Source organism: Bradyrhizobium vignae, assembly GCF_900324035.1.
Lineage (GTDB): Bacteria > Pseudomonadota > Alphaproteobacteria > Rhizobiales > Xanthobacteraceae > Bradyrhizobium > Bradyrhizobium vignae.
Map to the genome: position 1 here is coordinate 5,398,448 of NZ_LS398110.1, position 24,209 is coordinate 5,422,656.

Genomic DNA, 24,209 nt, shown 5'->3' on the forward strand with positions numbered 1-24,209 from the left:
CGCTGGCGCGTTCCGCCTTGGATGCGTGAACGCGCCAGAACAACTTAGTCCACCATATCCGCGACCGCCTTGCCGCACGCCGTAGTATCGGCATTGCCGCCGAGGTCCTTGGTGCGGAGCGTGCGTTCGGCCAGCGTGCGCTCGATCGCCTCGACGATCGATTTGCCGGCTTCCTTCTCGCCGAGATGCTCGAACATCATCGCGCCGGACCAGATCATGCCAATCGGGTTGGCGATGCCCTGCCCCGCGATATCGGGCGCCGAGCCGTGAACAGGCTCGAACACCGAGGGGAAATCGCCCTCGGGATTGATGTTGCCGGACGGTGCGATGCCGATGGTGCCGGTGCAGGCCGGGCCGAGGTCGGAGAGGATGTCGCCGAACAGATTCGAGCCGACCACGACGTCGAACCAGTCCGGATGCAGCACGAAATTCGCCGTGAGAATGTCGATGTGGTACTTGTCCCACTTCACGCCCGGAAACTTCTTGGCCATCGCTTCCACGCGCTCGTCCCAATAGGGCATGGTGATCGAGATGCCGTTGGACTTGGTCGCCGAGGTCAGGTGCTTCTTCGGCCGCGACTGCGCGAGCTCGAAGGCGAACTTCAGGATACGGTCGACGCCGGTGCGGGTCATGACCGTCTGCTGCGTCACGAACTCGCGGTCGGTATCCGGGAACATGCGGCCGCCGACGGAGGAATATTCGCCTTCCGTGTTCTCGCGCACCACCCAGAAATCGATGTCGCCGGGCTTGCGACCCGCCAGCGGCGACGGCACGCCGGGCATCAGCCGCACCGGACGCAAATTCACGTACTGGTCGAACTCGCGGCGGAACTTGATCAAGGAGCCCCACAGCGAGACGTGATCCGGAATCTTGGCCGGCCAGCCGACCGCGCCGAAATAGATCGCATCGTGCGTGCCGATCTTCTCCTTCCAGTCATCAGGCATCATCTGGCCGTGCTTCTCGTAGTAGTCGTAGGACGAGAAATCGAAATGGTCGAAATGCACGGAGACGCCGTGCTTCTTGGCGGCCGCCTCCAGAACGCGCAGACCTTCCGGCATCACTTCCTTGCCGATGCCGTCGCCAGGAATGACTGCGATCCGGTATTGCTTCTTGCTCATCGAGAACGTCCTTGGTTGGTCCGGCAGCCGCCGCGTTTTGACCGCACTGCAATGGACCAAACGCGGCGGCAGTGCAACGCTGCACTGCAATCTTGACCATGGCGCGGCCAAGCGCCTACTGATTTGATCCTGTTCCCACGAACGAGTACCCCTCATGGATCTGCATCTGCGTGGCAAGCGCGTCCTGATCACCGGCGCGTCCAAGGGCATCGGCGCAGCCGCCGCCGAGGCGTTCGCCGAGGAAGGCGCGCATCTCCTGCTGGCGGCCCGCAGCGGTGAGGCGCTGAACGCGCTGGCCGACCGCTTGCGCGCATTGCACCAGATCGACGCCGCGACGAGCATCGTCGATCTGCGCAAGCAAGAGGACGTCGCGCGGCTGGCGAAAGAAGCTGCCGACATCGACGTGCTCGTCAACAATGCCGGCGATATCCCCGGCGGCTCGATCGACAAGATCGACGAGGCGACCTGGCGGCACGCCTGGGAATTGAAGGTGTTCGGCTACATCAACCTCACGCGGCATATCTATGCGCAGATGAAGGCGAAGGGCGGCGGCGTCATCGTCAACGACATCGGCGCAGCGGGCGAGAAATTCGACGCAAACTACATCTGCGGCAGCGCCGGCAATGCGGCCCTGATGGCGTTCACACGTGCGCTCGGCGGCAAGAGCCTCGCCGACAACATCCGCGTCGTCGGCATCAATCCCGGGCCCGTCGGCACCGACCGCCACGTCACCCTGCTCAAGACACGGGCCAAGCACCAATTCGGCGACGAGAGTCGCTACAAAGAATTCCAAAAGAGCCTGCCGCTCGGCCGCCCCGCGCATGCGCGCGAGATCGGCGACCTCATGGCGTTCCTGGCGTCGGACCGCGCCGGCTACACGTCGGGCGTGATCTACACGGTGGACGGCGGCATCAGCGCGGGGTGGGGTTAATCGCCCCGAAATGATTTAGGCACCGTCGTTCCGGGGCGATGCAAGAGCATCGAACCATGGTGCGCAGTTGCGCACCTGAGAACCCTCGAGATTCCGGGTTCGCCCTTCGGGCGCCCCGGAATGACGATCCAGAGGTAGGAGTAAGATAGTTGTCTCAAGACCTGATCCGCGAAACCGCCTGCACCGTCGTCGACAAGCTGCGCTCCGGCGACGTCTCGCCGCTCGAGCTCCTGGATGTACTGGAGAAGCGCATCGCTGAGGTTGACGGCAAGGTCAACGCGCTGCCGATACTGTGCTTCGATCGCGCGCGCGAGAGTGCGAAGACGCTGATGCAGAAGCCGGCCGGTGCGCGCGGGCTGCTCGCAGGCCTGCCGGTGCCGATCAAGGACCTGACCGACGTCGCGGGCGTACTGAACACGCAGGGCTCGCCGATCTTCAAGGACAACATCCCCGCGAAATCCGACCTCATGGTCGAGAACCTCGAGGCCAACGGCGCCGTCGTCTACGCCAAGTCGAACACGCCGGAATTCGGCGCCGGCGCCAACACCTTCAACGAGGTGTTCGGCGCGACACTCAATCCCTGGAATACGACGAAATCGGCAGCGGGATCGTCCGGCGGCGCGGCGGTGGCGCTTGCGACCGGCATGGCCTGGCTGGCACAGGGCTCCGACATGGGCGGGTCCTTGCGCAGCCCGGCTGGCTTCTGCGGCATCGTCGGCATGCGGCCGAGCATCGGCCGCGTCGCGCATACGCCGAAGGCGGGTATCGATCGCAATCTCGGCGTGCAGGGCCCGATGGCGCGCAACGTCGAGGACCTCGCGCTGCTGCTCGATGCCATGAGCGGCGACTACGCCGACGATCCGCTGTCACTGCCGGCGCCCGCAACCTCGTTCCTGACATCCGCGCGCGCAGGCAAGAAGCCGAAGCGTATCGCCTATTCGCCCGATCTCGGCATCACCCCGGTCGATCCCGAAGTGAAAGCGATTACGCGCAAAGCGGCGGAACGCTTTGCCGAAGCCGGCGCGATCGTCGAGGAGGCGCATCCCGATTGGCGCGAGGCGCATGAATGCTTCCACGTGCTGCGCGCCTTCGATTTCGCGATCAGCAAGGCCAATCTGCTACGCACCAAGCGGGACCTGCTCAAGCCTGAGGTGATCTGGAACATCGAGGAAGGCCTCAAGCTCACGGTCGACCGGCTGGCGCGCGCCGAGGAGCAACGCGTCGGTATGACCGCGCGCGCGGTCGAATTCTTCAAGACCTACGATCTGCTGCTGACACCGACGACGATCGTGCCGCCCTTCCCGATCGAACATCGCTATGTCGCCGAATGCGCCGGCAAGAGGTTCGAGAACTACATCGAGTGGCTCGGCATCGTCTACGCCATCACGCTGGCCTGCTGCCCGTCGCTGTCGCTGCCGTGCGGCTTCACGGCATCAGGCTTGCCCGTCGGCGTGCAGGTGGTCGGCGCCCCCCGCGCCGACGCGCAGGTGATCGCCGGCGCGAAGGTGCTGGAGGATATTCTGGACCTTCGCGCCACGACGCCGATTGATCCAAAGGTGAAGCGGTAACCTCGTGCTCCGGGCGCAGCGCAGCGTCCCGGGCGGTGCGAAGGATCGTCCGGTGCGGTGCGCTGCAGAGCCGGGGCCCATCTCTCCGCGAGCTCCCGTGAATTCCTGGGTCCCGGCTCTCCGGCGCAGCGCTGGCGCGCTGCACCTCGTCCGGGACACGAGACCTCATCTCCCGCTCCTTGCCTCCAGGCTCCGGCTGTAGCGCGACATCGCAAAGCAAAAGACAAAGTAGATCGCGGCGACGAAGACGTAGACCTCGACCGAGAACTGCTGCCAGGCCGGATCGATGATCGCGGTCTTGGCCGTCGTCAGCAGATCGAAGATGCCGATGATCAGCACGAGGCTGGTGTCCTTGAAGAAGGCGATGAAGGTGTTGACGAGCGGCGGGATGACGTGGCGGATCGCTTGCGGCAGGACGATGAGCCGGTGCTTGCGCCAGTAGGACAGGCCCAGCGCGTCGGCGGCTTCATATTGCCCGCGCGGCACGGCTTGAAGCCCGCCGCGGATCACTTCGGCGAGGTAGGCGCCGGCGAACAGGATGATCGCGATCTGCGCGCGCAGCAGTTTGTCGATGTTGAATCCGGCGGGCATGAATAGCGGAAACATCACGCTCGCCATGAACAGCAGGCTCACCAGCGGCACGCCGCGGATCAGCTCGACATAGAGCACGCTGAGCGAGCGGATGGCCGGCAGCTTCGAGCGACGGCCGAGCGCGACCAGGATGCCGAGCGGGAAGCCGAAGGCGAGACCGAACGTCGCCAGGATCAGCGTCACCGGCAGTCCGCCCCAGCGGTCTTGCGAAACGAAGGACAGCCCGAGCACGCCGCCCCACATCAGCACGCTGATCAGCGCCAGCGCACCGATCCAGAGATAGACAAGCTCGCGCCGCCACAGTGCGCGGCGGGTCGAGAGGTAGTACAGCACGATGAACAGCCCGACTGATAGCGCCGGCCGCCACTGCTCGTCGAATGGATAGGTGCCGAACAGGATGAAGCGATATTTCTCGGGGATGATCGCCCAGCAGGCACCGACGCCACGCACTGCGCGGCAGGCGCTGGAATCGTTCGGCGGCGTCAGCCAGACCGCGTTCGCCATGCCCCATTGCACGAAGCTGAAGATGCCCTTGGCGAGCAGCGCCAGCAGCACGACCGTGATGATGCCGTTCGGGATCGAGGAGAACAGATTGGTGCGCAGCCAGCGCAGCACCGGATTGCCTATCTGCGGACGGCGGGCGGCGCGCGGGGCGTCCGGAATCTCCGTGATTGCGGTCATGATCAGCGCTCCACCAGCGCGATGCGCGCATTGTACCAGTTCATGAAGAAGCTGATCGAAAGGCTAATGGTCAGGAACACCGCCATGATCAGGGCGATGGCTTCGATCGCCTGCCCGGTCTGGTTCAGCGTGGTGTTGGCAATCGAGACCACGTCCTGGTATCCGATCGCGACCGCCAGCGAGGAGTTCTTGGTCAGATTGAGGTACTGGCTCGTCATCGGCGGCACGATGACGCGCAGCGCCTGCGGCAGGATGATCTGCCGCAGCATGAAGCTGCGACGCAGGCCGAGCGCGTTGGCGGCATCCCATTGGCCGCGCGGCACCGACTGGATGCCGCTGCGGACGATCTCGGCGATGAAGGCCGAGGTGTAGGTGACGAGCGCGATCAGCAGCGCGAAATATTCCGGCGCGAGCGTCAGCCCGCCAACGAAGTTGAAGCCGCGCAGCTGCGGCCATTCGATCGACCAGGACACGCCGAGCGCGAGCGAGACCGCCACCGGCATCACGACGATGAGGCCGAGCGCAAACGGCCAGGCCGGCCGCGGCCTTCCGTCGCGCATCTGCTGCGCGACCAGCCATCGCCGAATGACATAGGACACCGCGCAACCCAATACCGCAGCGCCGAGCACCGCGAGTTGCGGCGGACCGAACGGGATCGCCGGCAGGATCAGGCCGCGATTCGAGAGGAACACGCCCTCGACGGGTCGCCAGGCGGCGCGTGCAGCCGGCAAGGCCTGCATCAGCACGTACCAAAACAGGAGCTGAAGCAGCAGCGGGATGTCGCGGAGCGTTTCGACATAGACGGCGGCGAGCCGCGACAGCAGCCAGTTGGCCGACAGCCGCGAGATCCCGATCAACGTGCCCAAGATCGTCGCAAGGACGATGCCGATCACGGCGACGCGCAAGGTATTGGCGATGCCGACGACGAACGCCCAGAAATAGGTGTCCCTCGGATTGTAGGCGAGCAGGCTGTCGGCAATGGGCATGCCGGCCTCGCGGCCGAGAAAGGCGAGGCCAGTCGTGATGCGCCGGGCCGAGAGATTGGTGACGGTGTTGGACCAGAGGAAGACGATCACTGCGACCGCGATGCCGACCACCAGGACCTGCCAGAACAGGCCCTTCAATTCGTTCCGCCCAAGCGCGAACAGGCGGCGGCGCGGCGGCGGTCTGGGATGATCGGCAGTCACAGCACAAAAATCCTTCTCAAAATGCAGCGATTTCCGGCGGCGCACGTCAAGTGTTGCACCAAACCCGGTTTCATGCAACAAATGTTTCATGGCTGAGCCCGCGAAATCCTCGCCCTTGAGCGAACTGCGCATCGCGTTGCCATCGCTGCCGATGCGGCTGCAGGAGGTCGGGCGCTTCGTCGCGGCCAATGACTATGACGCCACCACCCGCTCAATGCGCGATCTCGCGGCAGAGGCCGGCGCCGATCCAGCCGCGTTCACGCGGCTTGCCAAGGCGATCGGCTATTCTGGCTGGGACGAACTGCGTGCGGCGCTGACCGAGGCACGGCGGCCGTCGCAGACCGCTCCCTTCTCCGGGCGCACAAAAGGCCGTCGCCATGGGCCGAACGCCGATGTCGCACTTGTCATCGACAAGCTCGAGGCCGAGGCCGCCGGCCTTCCGCGCATTCCAGCGCAACTCATTGCAGAAGCGGCGCGCGCGCTGCACGATGCCAAGCGGATCTGGATCGCAGGTTATCGAAGCTGCCGCAGCGTTGCGGAGCTCCTGAATTACGAGCTGCGACTGTTCCGCCCCGAGCAGGTGCAGCTCGTCGGCGCATCCGGTCCCGACGATCTCGATCTCGGCGCCTTCCGTCCCGGCGAAGCCGTCATCGTGATCGGCTTCCTGCCTTACACACATGCGAGCGTCCGCGTCGCGCAAGCCGCTCATCGCAGTGGCGCAACGCTGATCGCGATTGCGGACAGTCTCGCAGCGCCGATGGCCGAGGGCGCCGACCACGTGCTGCTGTTCGAAGCAGCCTCATCGCCCGGCTTCTTCCCGAGCCTCACCGGCGCCATCGCGATCGCCCAGTCGCTCGCTGCGGTGATGTTCTCGCTCGGCGGTACGGCCGCCAAAAAACGTCTGGAGAATACCGAGGCGCGGCTTGCCGCGGCCTCGACTTACGTCTCGGAGAAAGGTTGATCCATGAGTACTCGCACCAGCCGCGTGCTGCATCGCTCGCTACGCGAGACGCCGCCGAAGGCGATTGGCGGCGAAGGCGTTTATCTCTTCGCCGAGGACGGGCGCCGCATCATCGACGCCTCCGGCGGGGCGGCGGTCTCCTGCCTCGGCCACCAGCATCCGCGCGTGGTCGCGGCGATGGCAAAGCAGGCCTCCACTCTCGCCTATGCGCATACTGCTTTCTTCTCCTCCGAGCCGGCAGAAGCACTTGCCGAAACGCTGGTGGGACACGAGCCCGGCGGCCTCGCCTACGCCTATTTCGTCAGCGGCGGGTCGGAGGCGATCGAAGCCAGCATCAAGCTGGCGCGGCAATATTTCATCGAGCGCGGCGAGCCGCAGCGGCAGCACTTCATCGCCCGGCGGCAGAGCTATCACGGCAACACGCTCGGCGCGCTCGCCGCCGGCGGCAATGCCTGGCGCCGCGCACCCTATGCGCCGCTGCTCTCGACCGCTTTCAGTCACGTGACGCCGGCCTTCGCCTACCACGAGAAGCGCGAGAGCGAGTCGGATGCGCAGTTCGTCGCACGGCTCGCCGCCGAGCTCGAAGCCGAGTTTCAGCGGCTCGGCCCCGACACCGTGGCGGCATTCCTCGCCGAGCCCGTCGTCGGCGCCACCGCCGGCGCCGTGACCGCACCGGACGGCTACTTCAAAGCCGTGCGCGAGATCTGCGATCGCCACGGCGCTCTGCTGATCCTCGACGAGGTGATGTGCGGCATGGGCCGCACCGGCACGACGCATGCCTGGGAGCAGGAGGGCGTGGCGCCTGATATCCAGGCGATCGCAAAGGGGCTCGGCGGCGGCTATCAGCCGATCGGTGCGATGCTCGCAAGCGGCAAGATCATCGACACCATCCGTTCGGGCTCGGGCGCATTCCAGCACGGCCACACTTATCTCGCGCACCCCCTCGCCTGCGCGGCCGCGCTCGCGGTGCAGGATGTGATCCGCGAGGACGGTCTGCTCGATCAAGTCAAGGAGCGCGGCCGGCAGCTCGAGCAGCGCCTGACCGAACGTTTCGGCAATCACCGCCATGTCGGCGACATCAGGGGCCGCGGCCTGTTCTGGGCGATCGAGCTCGTCGCCGATCGCGCGACGCGCGCCTCCTTCGATCCAGCGCTCAAGCTGCACCAGAAGATCAAGGCCGAAGCCTTCGCCGGCGGGCTCGGCTGCTATCCGGGCGGCGGCACCGTTGACGGTGTGCGCGGCGACCACGTGCTGCTGGCGCCGCCCTATATCGCATCAGTCGACGAGATCGACCTGATCGTCGACAAGCTCGGCACCGCCGTCGATAACGTGTTGCGTAGCATCAATCACTGAGGGGAGAGTAGTATGAGGAAAGTGGTTATCGCAGCGAGCGTGCTCGCAGCATCAACGGTGATGGCGTCGGCGGCGACGCTCGACACGGTGAAGAGCCGCGGCACGCTGGTCTGCGGCGTCAGCGCCGGGTTCGCCGGCTTCTCCGCGCCGGACTCGCAAGGCAACTACAAGGGTCTCGACGTCGACTATTGCCGCGCGCTTGCCGCCGGCGTGCTCGGTGACCCCAACAAGGTGCGCTACGTCTCGCTGACGGCCCAGAACCGCTTCACCGCGCTGCAATCAGGCGAGATCGACGTGCTGTACCGCAACTCGACGCAGACCTACTTGCGCGGCGTGACGCTGGGCCTGCGCCAGGGCCCGATCAACTTCTACGACGGCCAGGGTTTTGTCGTGAAGAAGGACCTCGGCGTGAAGGAGCTGAAGGACCTCAAGGGCGCCACCGTCTGCGTCGCGCAAGGCACCACGCACGAGGTCACGCTCGGCGATTACGGCCGAGCCAACGGCATCGACTGGAAGCCGCTGGTGTTCGATCGCGTCGACACCATGTACCAGACCTTTTTCGGCGGCCGCTGCGATGCCATGACCCAGGACGCTTCCGCACTCGCCGGCGCGGTGACGACGGCGGCGCCGAACCCGGCGGACTACGTCGTGCTGCCGCAGACCATCAGCAAGGAGCCGCTCGGCCCCTTCACCCGCAACGGTGACGAAGTCTGGAGCGACATCATCACCTGGTTGCATTACGGCCTGATCGAGGCCGAGGAGCTCGGGGTCACGCAGGCCAATGTCGAGGAGATGACGAAGTCGCAGACGCCGGCGATCCAGCGCCTGCTGGGCACCTCGGGCGACCTCGGCTCGCGACTCGGGCTCGACAACAAATGGCTGGCCACGGCGATCAAGGCCACCGGCAACTACGGCGAGATCTATGAGCGCAACGTCGGCAAGGCGAGCCCGCTCAAGCTCGATCGCGGGCTCAATGGCCTCTGGAGCAAGGGCGGCCTGATGTACGCCATTCCGTTCAAGTAGATATTGATCGTGTCCCGGACGCGCTGCAGTGCAACGCTCCTGCGCAGAGCCGGGACCCAGCAGCGACAATGGACCCCGGCTCCGGAGCGCAGTGCTGCGCATTGCGCTCCGTCCGGGGCACGGAACCAGTAGACACGTTCAATGGCAACGCCCCCTCGCATCGCCCTGATCCACGCCCTCAAGCATTCCATCGCCCCGATCGAAGCGGCGTTTGCAAAGGCGTGGCCCGAGGCGCGGCTGATGAACCTGCTCGATGACAGCCTGTCGGCGGACCTGGCGCGCGACGGTTCGCTCAGCGACACCATGACCGATCGCTTCCTCGCGCTCGGCGATTACGCAGCGGCGACGGGAGCGGATGGAATCTTGTTCACTTGCTCCGCTTTCGGCCCCTGCATCGAGGCGGTGGCGCGCGCGCATGCATCGATGCCAGTGCTCAAGCCGAACGAGGCCATGATCGAGCGCGCGGTGACGATGGGCCAGCGCATCGGCCTGCTCTCGACTTTTCCGCCGACGCTGGTCTCAATGCCGCCGGAATTTCCGACCTCCGTCCAAATCGTTCCGAAACTCGCCGAGGGCGCGTTGGCTGCGCTCGACCGCGGCGACCGCGCCACACATGACCGGCTGATTGCGGAGGCTTCAAGGGAGCTGCGCGATTGCGACGTCGTCGCACTGGCGCAGTTCAGCATTGCGGCAACGGCGCCGCTGGTCGCGGAGGCAACCGGTCGCCCTGTCGTGACGACGCCGGACAGCGCGGTCGACAAGCTGATGAGACTGCTGAAGGCGAAGGCTTAAGCGCCAGCCCTTTTTCGACGCTGGACGTCCTTGATCGCGACCGCAAGCGCAGCCTTCGTCTCGTGGACGAAATCCTCGACCAGCTCCTCGCGCGTGGCATGCGCCGCCTCGCCGGTGAACAAGCCCTGCTCGGCCAGCATCACCACACCGTGGAGCGCCGCCCAGATCTTGAGCGCCTGCCGTTCACGCAAGTAGCCGACAGCGGGCGCTTCCAAAGCTTCGATCACGAGCGCAAAGGTCTCCCGTGTCGCCTCGTGCAGCTCGCTGCCCTTGGCCGCACAGGACACCGTGCGCGAAGCGAACATCAATCGGTAGATGCCATTTCGGCGCAGACCGAAATCGAGCGTCGCCTGCGCGAGTCGCGAGAGTTTCGACTGCTTCGACGGCTTTGCCATTGCCTCGCGCAGAAGCGCCGAGAGCTGCCGGAATGCCTCCGCGGTGACTGCCGCGAGCAGCGCCTCGCGGTCGGCAAAATGCCGGTATGGCGCCGGCTGCGAGACACCGAGCTTCTTTGCAAGCGCCTTGATGCTGATCGCCTCGGCGCCGCCCTGCTCTGCTTCGTGCAGCGCAGCCTTGATCAACGCATCGCGAAGATCGCCATGGTGGTAGGTCTTCACGGGCTTGCGGGCGAGTTTTGAGTGCATGTTGAGGCGAAGCCTATATGGTCCGTCAGGCAATTACCGAGAATATCATCGCAGCACTTTCAGACATTTAGTTTCCCCGGTCCAACCTCGATTGCGAAACTTACCAAGCAAAAAGTGCGGGATAAAGCGACAAGTCGAGCAAAACGTGCGAAAGGATTCTCATTCTGTATCCATACGCGGCTCCGATGTGGGATTGCACGTTCAACCCGATCCGGCTCGCCGCGGCGGAAGCTGCCCTGAATCTTCTAATTCTTCGGCACCCGTCAGGATCAGCACGCCATGAGCCAGCGCATGCGCTTCCAGCAGCTGTCGAACACTATCCGTGACCGGTCCGTACTGAACGGCCCAAAGCCGGTAGTCTGGGTTCAAAGACCTCCTCGATGTGAGATTGCCGCTGGTCGTCGCGCGCGATCTCGATACGGTGTGGACGACGCTGATGACGGAATACCCGCACGCCACCACTGCCATCTCGTTCCCCAAAATATGTTGAAGCACCCTCGCGCCAACGTAGCTCGATCTAGATCATGGCTGCCCACGGCGGCGCATTGTTAGCCAGCACACACCGGACCCGACGAGTTGCCTCGGTGTCTCAAAGCGTATGCTTAACCCAAAACCGGCTCTCCCGCTTTTGTTTGTGAGAGCTTAGTTTTGACGGTGCTCATTCCCCGTTCAAACGACGCGATTTGCAGCAAGCTTCAAACGGCTGCCCAACCAATGACGCTGAGCTCGCCATGATCGACCCAGGGCAGGTTCAATTCGCGAGGGGGAAATAGCTTCTCCTGCAAAATGGGGCCCAAGACGGCGACCCTCGCCTCGGCCGGTATCGCAACAATCAGGTTTGTGTGCCGGCAACGCTTCAGGGACTAGCGGCAGCTGAAGCTAGAAGACTGCGTCGCCGGGCCGTGGCCATCCCACGTCGTCCGCTGGGGATAGACGCAGACTGGATAGCTCACACTGCCATCGCGCGAGGTCAACGTGATCTCGCCCGGCGCGACTCCCTTCTCGACCCAATCGGTCAATGCGGAGAAGAACTGGTCCTTGTCGCGGGTCGGCGTTTGGTTGGCGTTGCCTGGCAGCTTCGGCAGCGGCACGGCGTCGTTCTTGCCGGTCACGGTGTACGAGCGACCCTGCGAGGAATGCGCGACCCCCGGCACCAGATACATCCGCATGAATTTTGAGACCTCGGCATCGCCGCCCATCGCAGCAAGCACGCGCTCGTGATAGTTGACGTTGCCGGCCGGCGGGATCGCATCATCCGCAAGTCCGCTCCACACGATCACCTTGCGGCCGAGATCGCGCAGCTTGGAGAGATCCGTCTTGTCAGTGATCAGATTGCTGAACAGCGTGGGCTGCAGCGCGACGTTCTTGTCGACGCCAGCGGCGAGGTCGGCATAGTCGAGCTCGAGCCAGCGGTTACGCTTGGCGGTCGAGGTGTTGGTGATCGGAATGGCTGACGTCGCGCTGGCATCGGCGGCGTAGCTGACGTCCTGCATGCCGAGCGCAAAATTGTCAGTCGACGCGCTCGTGATCTGCATCGAGATCGACGTGCCCTTGGTAAAAGTCCACCACAGCTGCTTCACGCCGAGCGCTTTACCGCTACGGGCTTCCGCCGTCTGAGCCGGATCGACGCTGCCATCGCGGGTCGCCCCGTACCAGATCTTATTGAGCGCACCCGCTTCCTTCGCGCTCATGCAGGCCGCCGTGTCGCCATTGCTGCCGGTGACGCCGTCGCCCGCTTCGCCCGCACAAAGCAGCACCGCGTCACGCGCGGGATTGTAGTCGCAGGCGAAGGGATCAAGCAGGAAGCCGAGGCCGGCCTTGTCGCAGGTCGCAACAGCGCGCTTATTGGCGGCCTCGACCTTGGCGGCGAAAGCGGCGGCCTCTGGCTTGTTGATTGCTGTGAAGCCCAGCTCGGTCTTCATCACGATCTGCGGATAGAGGCTGGTGGTGCCGAACTTCGCGATGTTCAGCGCAGGCTGCGCAATCATGTAGCCGTCATAGAGCTCGGGATACTCCTGCAGGATCTTCAGGCCCTGGCGGCCGCCCTGCGAGTGTCCATCGTAGTAGACGAATTTCGGCACCTTGCCGTAGTAGAGATTGACCAGCGCTTTGGTCTTGACCGCCTGCTCGACCATCGCCCGCACCGCGAAGTCGCGCAGGCCCTCGACGTTGACCTTGCCGTCGGAGAGGAAGGCGAACGAGCCGTCCTGATACCAGGGCTGGCCCGCATCCGTTGTTCCGGAGGCATATCCGATATTGGCATTGACGATCGCCGGCACCTTGCTGCCGATCTTGTCGGGGTAGCGATGGCCGCCGCCGACCCAGCCGCCGCCGCCATAGTTGCGGATGCGCTCATTCCAGTTACCCTGCGTTGGCAGCCAGACTTCGATGCCGATACCTTCTGAATAAGACGGCGCGGTCTTGTCTTTCTCAGCCGTGACGCCGGGACCGACCAGCAGCTTCACGAGGCAAAGATCGGCTGCCGCCGTGATCGGCTTCGGCGCATCGGGCGCCAACAACTCCTCACCCTTCTTGACTTGGCGGACCGCGATCACCGTCGTGATCTCGTCGGGATGGAAGGCAGCCTTGATGCCGTCGTCACAAGCCAGCGGCTCGGCGGATGCCGATGTCATCTGGCAAGTCGCAGCCACCAGCAGTATTGCCCATAAATTCCTTCGCGCGATCGGCATCGGTTCTCTCCCCTCGCTTATTGTTTTCTGTTGGCAGCCCGCGGCCGCCTTAATCCACAATCGTCAGCGGCCGCGACTCGCGGGTCTGCGCGGCGAGTCGGGCCGCGACATCGGCGGCGCCCAAGCGCCGTCTCGCGCGCCGCCGCGTGCGCGCAGCGCCCGTCTGGTCAAGGCGCGCGCAGATCATCCCTCTTCATTCCGTTTTAGAATGATCTTCTGATTAAACATCGTTTGAACTAGCCGAATAGGCAAGGTCTAATCGCCAGGATCATGATGAAACTGCATGATCCCTGGATCTAGCCAACGAGGACGGCCGATCCGCCGTCGATGGAGATTTTGATGCCAGCGCTGCGCGCGGACGCGGACGAGATCCGCACTCTGTTTTCCCGCGCCATGTCGGACATGTACCGGGTCGAAGTGCCGCAATACGGCACCCTGATGGAACTCGTCAACGACACCAATCGCGAAACGTTGCGCCAGCACGAGGAGCTTCGTGCGAGCCTCGAGCGAAGTGATGAACTCGAGCGGTTAAACGTCGAGCGTCACGGCGCCGTTCGCCTCGGGCGGGCGGACGAATTGTTCGACATGCGTCGCGTCTTTGCGGTGATGGGCATGCACCCGGTCGGCTATTATGACCTGTCGGTGGCCGGCGTGCCCGTCCATGCCACGGCCTTTCGGCCGATCGACGATGCCGCTCTCCGGCGCAACCCGTTCCGGGTATTCACCTCGCTGCTGCGCCTCGACCTGATCGAGGATGAGACCCTTCGCGCCCAGGCGGAGCGAATCCTTGGTGAGCGCCGCATCTTTACGCCGCGCGCACTCGAGCTCGTGAACATTTTCGAGACGGAAGGTCACCTGACCGTCGCGCAGGCGGAGGAGTTCGTGCGCGAAGCGCTCGACACCTTCCGTTGGCATAGCGAAGCGACAGTGAGCCTCGAGGTCTACAAGCGGCTGCATGACGCGCATCGGCTGATCGCCGACGTGGTGAGCTTCAGAGGGCCTCACATCAACCATCTGACACCGCGCACGCTGGACATCGATGCCGTCCAGGCCGGGGTGCCACGACGCGGCATTGCGCCGAAGGCCGTGATCGAAGGGCCGCCGCGCCGCGACTGCCCGATCCTGCTGCGCCAGACCAGCTTCAAGGCGCTCGAAGAGCCCATCCTGTTCAGACAGGCAAACGCCACAAAGGTCGCCGGGACGCATACGGCCCGCTTCGGTGAGATCGAGCAGCGCGGTGCCGCTCTCACTTCCAAAGGCCGCGAGCTCTACGACCGATTGCTCGCCTCCGTGCGGCAGGCGGGCGCGACCGCGCGCGACTACGATACCGAATTGGCCGATCAATTCAAAGCGTTTCCGGACGATGGTCGAAGCTTCGCGCGCAGGGGCTCGCCTTCTTCCGCTATTTGGCGACGCAAGCAGGCATTGAGGCATGCAGGCGGCACGCTCCGCCATCCAGCCTCGAGGATTTGGTGTCTGCGGGCTTTCTGCACTACGATCCGATCGTCTACGAGGATTTCCTCCCTGTCAGCGCGGCAGGAATCTTCCAGTCGAATCTCGGCGCCGACCAGCAGCAGAACTACGCCGCGCGTTCCAACCGGACTGCGTTCGAAGCCGCCCTCGGTGCCAAGGTTTACGACGAGATGGAGCTTTACGCGCGGGCGGAAAGGGATTCCCTGGAGCAAGCTCTGGTCCAGCTCGGATCACCGCACCTCGCACGCCACGCGATGGCCTAATCGAACCGCCTTTCAAACGTCCAAGAGAAAACCGCCATGACGACCACGACCCAGACTTCAACTCGCGCCATCAATTCCCTGGCGGGCGAGGCAGACGCGCTCCTGATCTCGCTCGGCGTCAAGCGCAGCCGGTACACCGGCGGCAAGCTGATCGCACGATCGCCGATCACCGGCGAGATCACGGGCCATGTCAACGAGATCGGCGCCGCCGATGCACAGGCGGCAATCGACAAGGCGCATGCGGCCTTCCTCGAATGGCGACTGGTGCCAGCGCCGAAGCGCGGCGAGCTCGTCCGCCTGCTCGGCGAGGAGTTGCGCGCCAACAAGCAGGCGCTCGGCAGGCTCGTGTCGATCGAGGCCGGCAAGATTGCCTCCGAGGGCCTCGGCGAGGTCCAGGAGATGATCGATATCTGCGATTTCGCGGTGGGTCTGTCGCGCCAGCTCTATGGCCTGACCATCGCGACGGAGCGCAGCGACCACCGGATGATGGAAAGCTGGCATCCGCTCGGCGTCACCGGGATCATCTCGGCGTTCAACTTCCCAGTTGCCGTATGGTCCTGGAACGCGGCGCTGGCGCTGATTTGCGGCAACAGCATCGTCTGGAAGCCGTCCGAGAAGACGCCGCTGACGGCCCTTGCGACGGAAGCACTGTTCGATCGCGCACTCGCGCGCTTCAAGGCGGAAGGCGGCAAGGCGCCGGACGCGCTGTCCACCGTTCTCTTCGGCGGCCGCGAGATCGGCGAAATTCTTGTCGATCACGCCAAGGTCCCGCTGGTGTCGGCAACCGGCTCGACGGCGATGGGGCGTATCGTCGGACCGCGCCTCGCGAAACGCTTTGCCCGCGCGATTCTCGAACTCGGCGGCAACAACGCCGCAATTGTCGCGCCGACGGCTGACCTCGACCTGACCCTGCGCGGCGTCGCATTTGCCGCCATGGGCACGGCAGGCCAGCGCTGCACGACGCTGCGACGCCTCTTCGTCCACGAAAGCGTCTATGACACGTTCGTGCCGCGACTGAAGCGCGCCTATGAATCCGTCACCATTGGCGACCCGCTCAAGGACGGCACCCTGGTCGGTCCGCTGATCGACGCCGCAGCCTTCGCCTCGATGCAGAAGGCACTGAGCGAGGCGCGCGCCGCGGGCGCCAAGGTGTTCGGCGGCGAGCGCGTTTTCGCCGACGGCGCCGATGAGGCGTATTATGTTCGCCCGGCGCTGGTCGAGATTTCAGAACAGACTGGCCCGGTCGTGCACGAAACCTTCGCGCCCATTCTCTACGTGATCAAATACCGCGACTTCAATGCGGTGCTCGACCTGCACAACGCAGTGCCGCAGGGACTCTCGTCCTCGATCTTCACCAACGACCTTCGCGAGGCCGAAGCGTTCCTGTCGGCGCGCGGATCGGATTGCGGCATTGCCAATGTCAATATCGGCCCATCCGGCGCCGAAATCGGCGGCGCCTTCGGAGGCGAGAAGGAAACCGGCGGTGGACGCGAGTCGGGCTCGGATGCCTGGAAGGCTTACATGCGCCGCGCGACCAATACGATCAATTTCGGCCGCACATTGCCGCTCGCGCAGGGCGTCAAGTTCGACGTGGCGTAAAGAAAAGATAGATGAACGCGCCTCTTCACAGCTCGGCATTATTCCGCCCCTCCCGCCGCCTTTCGTCGATCGGCGTGTCGGAGATCCTGAAGATCAGCGGGCTTGCCGCTGAGATGAAGCGCCGGGGTCGGGACATCATCATCATCCTCGGTCTCGGCGGATCCGGATCGCTGACGACACCGGCCAACGCGCCGGTGAAATGGGCCATCGCGGACGGACATCCATTCCTTGCTTGGGGGCAACGAGCCGCGATCCTCAAGGAGGCACCTCACAAGGCTGCTGCCAAGCTGTACATGAATTGCCAGATCTCGGAGAAGAACCAGCGCAAGGCCTATAACGGCTGGTCCGTTCGCACGGACGTGCAGCCGCAAGGCGGCCTGAAGCCGGTTTGGGACTATGCAAACTCCAATTTCGCCGAGCTTCCACGCTTCATGGAAAATCGAGCCTTGGTCGAAAGGTGGCGCCAAACCTTTGCGATCTACTTTGGCGAAGTGAGAGGCGAGCCGAGCCCAGGCTGGTTGGGACAGCGGCCCGGCGCCTGAGAGATCTTTAAAGGACAGGTCCGCCAGCTTGCGGCTGCAACTGGCGGACCAACGGGTGATTGAGCCTGGGAAAGACCGTTGGGGAAACCGGGAAACCTGATGCTCGATCCAACGCTTTACTGGCGGTTTGAACATCAGCCGAGATCGGCCCGCGTGCCCGTGAAGATCGCGTTCGATCCCGACTCTGATTGCCCGCGAAAGGCTGCGAGCTCCGTCAGGCTGACGGTGCCAAACTCGGGGAAGCCTATGCCAAGATCGCGAAGGGCCCAGGCAACGGTGTGATCGTCCGGGATCAATCTCGGTGAGCAACCAGGTGGCGGCACCGAGGACTTGAACAGCTTGACGACAGGTTCCAAGTCGATCTCGTCGGGGTTTGGAAACTTTCGCGACATTTGGTGACGTTTTCGCACGATTTGCGAGACTGTCCGCTATAAGTTTGCGCTTGACAGGGGAAGTCCATCGCGAATGTAATAGGATATAACTTAAATAGAATTCAGGTGAGGAAACGCGCCGCCTTCGGGCTCTGCGCGCACGACCAAGGGAGCCGCAATGGCAGAGCGATTGAAGGTCCACGTCGATCCCGATAAATGCCAGGGCCATGCCCGCTGCAATGCACTCGCGCCGGAACTTTTCGAGCTGGACGAATATGGCAACGCGCACGAAACCGGCGACGGCACCGTGCCGCCGGGGCTCGAGGACAAGGCCTGGCTGGCGAAATCCAACTGCCCGGAAATCGCGATTGATGTGATCGAGGAGTAGCGCGGCCGCGGCCGCCCCGCGTGCTTTCAGCGAACACGAGCCAAGGGATTGCCTGCCATGTCCGACGTCAACCAGCCCGCCGCCCATGCGCCCGTGACCGACTGGGTCCATGATTTCGACCACACCGATCCACAATGGACGGAGAACCCGTTCCCGATCTGGGACGAGCTGCGCGCCGCGAGTCCGGTCGTGCACACGCAACGCTTCCTCGGCTGCTACCTGCCGACGACCTATGAGGCGGTGCGCGAGATCGCCAACGATACCGAGCATTTCTCCTCCCGCCGCATCATCGTCCGTGACGTGCGGCCGGAAATCACCAGCAAGAACGCCGCTCCGCCCATCACCTCCGATCCGCCCGTGCACAAGCCGGCCAAGCAATTGCTGCTGCCGCCGTTCACGCCGGACGCGATGAAGAAGCTCGAGCCGCGGGTCCGCGCCATCTGCAACGAGCTGATCGACGACTTCATTGCCGAGAAGAGCGTGGACGCTGCGGCGCGCTACACGAAGCACATTCCGGTGCGCGCGATCGCGCACATGCTCGGCATTCCCGAGAGCGACAGCGAGCTCTTCATCAACTGGATCCACATGATCCTGGAGCTCGGCATCACGGATGAGAGTAAGCTGCTCCAGGCCGTGCAGGAAATGAGCGCCTATTTCAGCGGCCACATCGAAGCGCGCAAGAACAAGCCCACCGACGACCTGATCTCCTACCTGATGAATGCCAGGGACAAGGACGGCAATCCGCTCGAGGACACTCACGTGCTGGGGTCGTTGCGCCTGCTGCTGATCGCCGGCATCGACACCACCTGGAGCGCGATCGGCTCCTCGCTCTGGCATCTTGCGAAAACGCCCGCCGATCGCGAGCGGCTGATCGCCGAGCCCGGGCTGATCCCGACCGCGGTGGAGGAGCTGCTGCGCGCCTATTCCCCGGTGACGATGGCGCGCGAGGTGGTCAAGGAGACGACGATTTCAGGCTGTCCGGTCAAGCCGGGCAACATGGTGCTGCTGTCCTTCCCGGCCGCGAACCGCGACCCCAAAATGTTTCCGGACGCTGACAAAGTCGTGATCGACCGCCGCGAGAACCGCCACGCAGCCTTCGGCCTCGGCATTCACCGTTGTGTTGGTTCCAACCTGGCGCGCATGGAAATGCAGGTTGCGCTGGAGGAATGGCTGAAGCGGATTCCGGACTTCCGGCTGGATCCGGCAGGCACCGTGACCTGGTCACAGGGCACGGTGAGAGGCCCCCGCCAGTTGCCATTTCTGCTCGGAAAGGCGATGTAGGCCCCTCCAGCAGAGATACGGAGAGGCCGGACGTGACAGTGCAAGCAACCAAGCCGGCCTCTGAGCATTTTGACGTCGCCGACGCCGAGCGGCGGATCAAGGCGATCTTCATCGGCTCCGTCGGCAACCTCGTCGAATGGTACGATTTCTACGCCTATACGGCGTTTGCGCTCTACTTCGCCCCTGCCTTCTTCCCCGGTAACGATCCTGTCGTGCAGCAATTGAACGCCGCCGTGGTGTTCGCGGCGACCTTCCTGATGCGTCCCCTCGGCGGCTGGTTCTTCGGCTATCTCGCCGACCATTTCGGCCGGCGCATCTCCCTGACGCTGTCCGTCGTCTTCATGTGCTTCGGCTCGCTGATCATCGCGCTGACGCCGACCTATGCCACGATCGGCTTTGCCGCGCCTGTCATCCTGGCCCTCGCCCGTGTCATCGAGGGCTTGAGCCTCGGCGGCGAATACGGCGCCAGCGCCACGTATCTCAGCGAGGTCGCCGACCCCAAGCATCGCGGCTTCTATTCCAGCTTCCAGTACGTCACCCTGATCGGCGGCCAGCTCACCGCGATTATCGTGCTGCTGCTCCTGCAAAAGGTCTTCCTGACGCCGGAGGAGCTGAAGGCCTGGGGTTGGCGCATCCCGTTCGCGATCGGCGCGGGGCTCGCGATCTTCGCCGCGGTGATGCGGCGCGGCCTGCACGAGACCGAGGCGTTCGAGGAGGCCAAGAAGGTGGTGAAGCCGACCGGCTCGATCACCAATCTGCTGCGCTATCCGCGCGAGCTCTTGCTGGTCGTCGGCCTCACCGCCGGCGGCACCGCGGCGTTCTACACCTTCACCACCTACATGCAGACCTTCGTCAAGCTCTCGGTCGGGCTGACCGAGGATCAGACCACGTTCGTGATCTTCGGCTCGCTGATCTTCGCGACCATCCTGCAGCCGATCTACGGCGCGATCTCCGACAAGATCGGCCGCAAGCCGCTGCTGATCTTCTTCGGTATCGCCGGCACGCTCGCGACCGTTCCGCTGCTGATGACCCTGAAGGAGACCAAGTCGCCCTTCATGGCCTTCATCCTGATCTGCTGCGCCTGGCTGTTCGTCGCCGGCTACACCTCGATCAACGCGGTGGTGAAGGCCGAGCTGTTTCCCACCAATGTCCGCGCGCTCGGCGTCGGCCTGCCCTATGCGATCACGGTCTCGATCTTCGGCGGCACGGCGCCGGCGATCGCGCTCTACTTCAAGAGCATCGGGCACGAGGACTGGTTCTATTTCTATCTTGCCGGCATCATCTGCCTGTCGCTGATCATCTATTCCACCATGCGCGACACGAAACACGCCTCCGCAATGCATCGCCACGAGTAGGCCATGACCGACGAGACGCCATCCGACAGCAAGCTGACGCGCACCAAGGAGAGATGGGCGCGCGAGGGCCGGTTCCTCACCGGCAAGATTACGCGCCCGGACGATCAGCGGCTGCCGCCCGGCCAGCATCTGACCAAAGACTGGCCGGTGCTTGATCTCGGCGTCGTGCCGCCGGTGTCGCGCGAACGTTGGCGGCTGGACGTCTACGGCGCGGTCGAGCGTCCCGTGTTTTGGGCCTTCGACGAATTCACCGCGCAGAAACAGGCCCGCTTCACCTCCGATATCCACTGCGTGACGACCTGGTCGCGCTACGACAATGAGTGGGAGGGGCTCGCGACGCGTGAGCTGCTCGCGGCCTGCCAGCCGCGCGAGGATGCGCGCTTCGTCGTGCTGCATTCCTATGACGGTTACACCACCAATCTCGCGCTGGAGGACTTTGCCGCCGAGGACGCGCTGCTCGCCCACAGCTGGTCGGGCCAGCCGCTCACGGAGGAGCATGGCGGCCCCGTGCGGCTGGTCGTGCCGCATCTGTATTTCTGGAAGAGCGCGAAATGGCTGCAGGCCATCGAATTCCTGACCGAGGATGCGCCGGGCTTCTGGGAAGTCCGCGGCTATCATAACCGCGGCGATCCCTGGGCCGAGCAGCGCTACTCGGGGGATTAGGTTCAAGCAAGAACGGGGAAAGCCCATGCCGACGGAGCGCTTTCAATTCACCGGCGAAGGCGGCCATCAGCTCGCGGCCGCGCTGGAGCTGCCCGACGGCGAGCCCGCAGCTTTCGCGCTGTTCGCGCACTGCTTCACATGCGGCAAGGACACGCTGGCGGCCAAGCGGATTTCTGTGGCACTGGCGGCCAGGGGCATCGCGGTGCTGCGCTTCGACTTCACCGGTCTCGGCTCCAGCGAAGGCGATTTCGCCAATTCGACCTTTTCCTCCAATGTCGCCGATCTCGTCCGGGCCGCCGATCATCTGCGCAGTGCCCGCAGGGCGCCGTCTATCCTGATCGGCCACAGCCTCGGCGGCGCAGCGATCCTCGCGGCTGCAGGACGAATTCCCGAAGCCAAGGCGGTCGCGACCATTGCGGCGCCCTCCGATCCCGCCCACGTCACCAATCTGTTCAAAGAGCATATCGACAACATCCGCACGCAGGGCGAGATCGAAGTGTCGCTTGCGGGCCGCCCATTCCGGATCAGGCGTGAATTCCTCGACGACATCGTCGAGCACGAGCTGATGAAGGACGTCACCGGCCTGCACAAGGCGCTGCTGGTGATGCACTCGCCGGTCGACGATACCGTCAGTATCGACAACGCGACGAAGATCTTCGTTGCAGCTAGGCATCCCAAGAGCTTCGTCTCGCTAGATCATGCCGATCATCTGCTGACGAAGCCCACTGACGCGCTCTACGCGGCCGACGTCATCGCCGCCTGGGCGAGCCGCTATATCGAGATCGCAAAGCCCGCCAAGGTGGTCGATCTCCCTGAGGCGCCGCGCCGGGTTGTGGTGCAGGAGACGCGCAAGAGCAAGTTCAACCAGATCATCACCATCGGCCCGCATCATCTGGTGGCGGACGAGCCGGTCGCGGCCGGCGGCGAGGATGCCGGCCCCGGCCCCTATGATTTCCTGCTCGCCGGCCTCGGCGCCTGCACCTCCATGACCATGCGCCTTTATGCCGACCGCAAATCGCTGCCGCTCGACCGCGTCACGGTTACGCTGAAACATTCGAAGATCTACGCCAAGGATTGTGCCGAGTGCGAGACACGCGAGGGCATGCTCGACCAGATCGAACGCGACATCGCGATGGATGGCGCGCTCGATGCCGAGCAGCGCAAGAAGCTGATGGAGATCGCCGACAAGTGCCCGGTGCACCGCACGCTGACATCGGAGATCCGCATCGTGACGAAGGCCGCGGACTAGCACGCCATCGCTACAAGCACGACGCCATCGTCCGCACGGCCGCGCTGATCTCGCTTTCGCGCCAGGCCGCGAAGCCGAGCAGCAGGCCGTGATCGCGCGGCTGACCGAGCGCCAGGCTGGACAATGCGCGCGTTTCGACGCCCGCCGCGACCAACCGCTTTACCGCCGCCCGATCAGTGCGACCGCGCTGGAGACGGGCAATGAGCTGGATGCCGCCAGGAGGCACTTCGACCGAGAGCATCCCGCCCAGCTGTCGCTCCAGTTCCTCGACAAGGTGATCGCGGCGCGCGCGATAGAGCCGGCGCATCCGGCGCAAATGCGCGAGGAAATGGCCGTCGGCGATGAATTCGGCCAGCGCCTCCTGAATGTGGCTGGACGCGATCAGCCCGATGTGCCGCTGCGCGATCTCCAGCGTGCTGACCAACGCCGGGGGCGCGACGAGATAGCCGAGCCGGATATCCGACGTCATCACCTTCGAGAAGGTGCCGACATAGAACACGCGACCGTGGGCATCGAGCCCTTGCAAGGCCGGCACCGGCCGGCTGTCATAATGGAATTCGCCGTCGTAATCGTCCTCGACAATCCAGGTCTTGCCGGGCCTGCTCAGGCCGAGAAATTCGGTACGGCGCGCCAGCGACATCAGCCGCCCGGTCGGATGCTGATGCGAGGGTGTCATGAAGATCAGCTTTGGCGCCGCACGGCCCCGCATCGGTTGCATGCCCTGCTCGTCCAGACCGATACCGGTGACGCGCGCGCCGGAGGCCCGGAAGGCGGCCGCGGCACCGGGATAACCGGGATCCTCGACCCAGACGTCGTCGCCGGGCGAAATCAGCGCTGCCGCGATCAAGGTTAGTGCGGCCTGCGCGCTCGGCAGGATCATGATCTGCTCCGCCGTGGCGCGAACGCCTCTGCTGGTGACGAGATAATGCGCCAGCGCCTCGCACAGGCGTGTTCGATTCACTGATCCGAGCCCGCGCTTGGCCGCACCTACGGCACTGCGGCGCAGACAGCGCGCCCAGACCTCGTTCGGAAACTCCCTGAAATCGGCGTGCCCCGGACGCAACGGCTTCAGCTGCGCCTGATAGGACATCGGCCAGTCGGTCTGCTTCAGCCCCGAAGCCCAGGGGGAGAGCCGCGGCCTGGCAGAACGTACGCTCGACGTAGCGGTGCCGGTCCGTTCGATATGCTCGTGGCCGTCGAACGCGACCACCGGACGGCGGCCGTGCGAGGCCTCGACATATCCTTCGGCAGCAAGCTGCTCGAACGCATAAGTGACGGTGTTCCGGGAGACGCCGAGATCGCGCGCGAGCCGACGGCTGGATGGCAGCATGCGGCCTTTACCGAGGCGGCCGCTCGGATCAGCTCTCTAAGCTGGCTCGTCAGCTGCGCCATCAGCCCCTCGTCGTCCGACCGTTTCAAGTCGATCAGAGCCGGGATCACTTCTTCCGAAACTGGCACCTTGTTTTTCTCCCATCTGGTCCTTTTT

19 protein-coding genes and 2 pseudogenes are annotated in these 24,209 nt (G+C 64.3%); 14 read left to right on the top strand and 7 right to left on the bottom strand.

Translation table 11 applies throughout. The annotated features are described in order from the left end of the window. Nucleotides 1-44: 44 nt before the first annotated feature. On the bottom strand, nt 45-1,118 hold the full coding sequence (locus BRAD3257_RS26260; RefSeq protein WP_122404278.1) for a tartrate dehydrogenase: 1,074 nt from the start codon (nt 1,116-1,118) through the stop codon (nt 45-47). 154 nt (nt 1,119-1,272) lie between these two features. Between BRAD3257_RS26260 and BRAD3257_RS26265 the strand changes: the two genes are divergently transcribed. Both BRAD3257_RS26265 and BRAD3257_RS26270 read left to right on the top strand, forming a co-directional pair. Beyond that, nucleotides 1,273-2,049, top strand: a complete 777-nt coding sequence (locus tag BRAD3257_RS26265) for an SDR family oxidoreductase (protein WP_122404279.1) — start codon at nt 1,273-1,275, stop codon at nt 2,047-2,049. 149 nt (nt 2,050-2,198) lie between these two features. Then, nucleotides 2,199-3,617 (top strand): amidase, encoded by a 1,419-nt coding sequence (locus tag BRAD3257_RS26270; RefSeq protein ID WP_122404280.1) that lies wholly within the window; start codon nt 2,199-2,201, stop codon nt 3,615-3,617. Nucleotides 3,618-3,782: 165 nt separating this feature from the next. On the opposite strand, the gene BRAD3257_RS26275 is transcribed toward BRAD3257_RS26270, so the two are convergent. Both BRAD3257_RS26275 and BRAD3257_RS26280 read right to left on the bottom strand, forming a co-directional pair. Further along, entirely contained in the window at nt 3,783-4,889 is a 1,107-nt protein-coding gene (locus tag BRAD3257_RS26275; RefSeq protein WP_122404281.1) for an amino acid ABC transporter permease, read from the bottom strand. Nucleotides 4,890-4,891: 2 nt separating this feature from the next. Further along, nucleotides 4,892-6,076: an amino acid ABC transporter permease gene (locus BRAD3257_RS26280; protein WP_122406762.1), complete on the bottom strand. Its 1,185-nt coding sequence runs from the start codon at nt 6,074-6,076 to the stop codon at nt 4,892-4,894. 88 nt (nt 6,077-6,164) lie between these two features. Here BRAD3257_RS26280 and BRAD3257_RS26285 point away from each other — a divergent pair, with 88 nt between their 5' ends. From BRAD3257_RS26285 to BRAD3257_RS26300, 4 genes are all read left to right on the top strand, one after another. Continuing rightward, nucleotides 6,165-7,037, top strand: a complete 873-nt coding sequence (locus BRAD3257_RS26285; RefSeq protein ID WP_122404282.1) for a MurR/RpiR family transcriptional regulator — start codon at nt 6,165-6,167, stop codon at nt 7,035-7,037. Nucleotides 7,038-7,040: 3 nt separating this feature from the next. Next, nucleotides 7,041-8,390 carry an aspartate aminotransferase family protein gene (locus BRAD3257_RS26290; protein ID WP_122404283.1) on the top strand — a complete coding sequence of 450 codons (1,350 nt, stop codon included), beginning with the start codon at nt 7,041-7,043 and terminating at the stop codon, nt 8,388-8,390. 12 nt (nt 8,391-8,402) lie between these two features. After that, complete coding sequence (locus BRAD3257_RS26295) at nt 8,403-9,413, top strand: amino acid ABC transporter substrate-binding protein (protein WP_122404284.1); 1,011 nt, start codon at nt 8,403-8,405, stop codon at nt 9,411-9,413. A gap of 141 nt (nt 9,414-9,554) precedes the next feature. Then, nucleotides 9,555-10,205: an aspartate/glutamate racemase family protein gene (locus BRAD3257_RS26300; protein ID WP_122404285.1), complete on the top strand. Its 651-nt coding sequence runs from the start codon at nt 9,555-9,557 to the stop codon at nt 10,203-10,205. Here the strand turns inward: BRAD3257_RS26300 and BRAD3257_RS26305 are convergent. Both BRAD3257_RS26305 and BRAD3257_RS26310 read right to left on the bottom strand, forming a co-directional pair. Next, nucleotides 10,202-10,849: a TetR/AcrR family transcriptional regulator gene (locus tag BRAD3257_RS26305; protein WP_122404286.1), complete on the bottom strand. Its 648-nt coding sequence runs from the start codon at nt 10,847-10,849 to the stop codon at nt 10,202-10,204. The genes BRAD3257_RS26300 and BRAD3257_RS26305 overlap by 4 nt on opposite strands. 863 nt (nt 10,850-11,712) lie before the next feature. Beyond that, a complete protein-coding gene (locus BRAD3257_RS26310; RefSeq protein WP_160118842.1) occupies nt 11,713-13,482 on the bottom strand; it encodes a tannase/feruloyl esterase family alpha/beta hydrolase in 1,770 nt (589 codons plus the stop codon). Nucleotides 13,483-13,866: 384 nt separating this feature from the next. Between BRAD3257_RS26310 and hglS the strand changes: the two are divergent. From hglS to BRAD3257_RS26325, 3 genes and pseudogenes are all read left to right on the top strand, one after another. Beyond that, a pseudogene (gene hglS, locus BRAD3257_RS26315) lies at nt 13,867-15,275 on the top strand (2-oxoadipate dioxygenase/decarboxylase HglS). Nucleotides 15,276-15,311: 36 nt separating this feature from the next. Then, the gene (gene amaB, locus BRAD3257_RS26320) at nt 15,312-16,874 is read left to right on the top strand and encodes an L-piperidine-6-carboxylate dehydrogenase (RefSeq protein ID WP_122404288.1); all 1,563 of its coding nucleotides are present in this window, start codon (nt 15,312-15,314) and stop codon (nt 16,872-16,874) included. 11 nt (nt 16,875-16,885) lie between these two features. Next, nucleotides 16,886-17,416, top strand: coding sequence for a hypothetical protein (locus BRAD3257_RS26325; RefSeq protein WP_145987025.1), 531 nt, complete (start codon nt 16,886-16,888; stop codon nt 17,414-17,416). Nucleotides 17,417-17,550: 134 nt separating this feature from the next. On the opposite strand, the gene BRAD3257_RS26330 is transcribed toward BRAD3257_RS26325, so the two are convergent. Beyond that, nucleotides 17,551-17,772, bottom strand: a complete 222-nt coding sequence (locus BRAD3257_RS26330) for a DUF2958 domain-containing protein (protein ID WP_160118843.1) — start codon at nt 17,770-17,772, stop codon at nt 17,551-17,553. 193 nt (nt 17,773-17,965) lie between these two features. Between BRAD3257_RS26330 and BRAD3257_RS26335 the strand changes: the two genes are divergently transcribed. Genes BRAD3257_RS26335 through BRAD3257_RS26355 form a run of 5 tightly spaced genes read left to right on the top strand, consistent with a single transcriptional unit; the run spans nt 17,966 to nt 22,723 of the window. Continuing rightward, the gene (locus BRAD3257_RS26335; protein WP_122404291.1) at nt 17,966-18,175 is read left to right on the top strand and encodes a ferredoxin; all 210 of its coding nucleotides are present in this window, start codon (nt 17,966-17,968) and stop codon (nt 18,173-18,175) included. Between the two features lie 57 nt (nt 18,176-18,232). Continuing rightward, on the top strand, nt 18,233-19,456 hold the full coding sequence (locus tag BRAD3257_RS26340; protein ID WP_122404292.1) for a cytochrome P450: 1,224 nt from the start codon (nt 18,233-18,235) through the stop codon (nt 19,454-19,456). Between the two features lie 32 nt (nt 19,457-19,488). Then, on the top strand, nt 19,489-20,811 hold the full coding sequence (locus BRAD3257_RS26345) for an MFS transporter (RefSeq protein WP_122404293.1): 1,323 nt from the start codon (nt 19,489-19,491) through the stop codon (nt 20,809-20,811). A 3-nt stretch (nt 20,812-20,814) separates the two neighbouring features. After that, a complete protein-coding gene (locus tag BRAD3257_RS26350) occupies nt 20,815-21,474 on the top strand; it encodes a sulfite oxidase-like oxidoreductase (RefSeq protein ID WP_122404294.1) in 660 nt (219 codons plus the stop codon). Between the two features lie 25 nt (nt 21,475-21,499). Then, a complete protein-coding gene (locus BRAD3257_RS26355) occupies nt 21,500-22,723 on the top strand; it encodes a bifunctional alpha/beta hydrolase/OsmC family protein (protein ID WP_122404295.1) in 1,224 nt (407 codons plus the stop codon). 10 nt (nt 22,724-22,733) lie between these two features. On the opposite strand, the pseudogene pdxR reads toward BRAD3257_RS26355, so the two are convergent. Beyond that, nucleotides 22,734-24,163: pseudogene (gene pdxR / locus BRAD3257_RS26360) on the bottom strand (MocR-like pyridoxine biosynthesis transcription factor PdxR). Between the last annotated feature and the right edge of the window lie 46 nt (nt 24,164-24,209).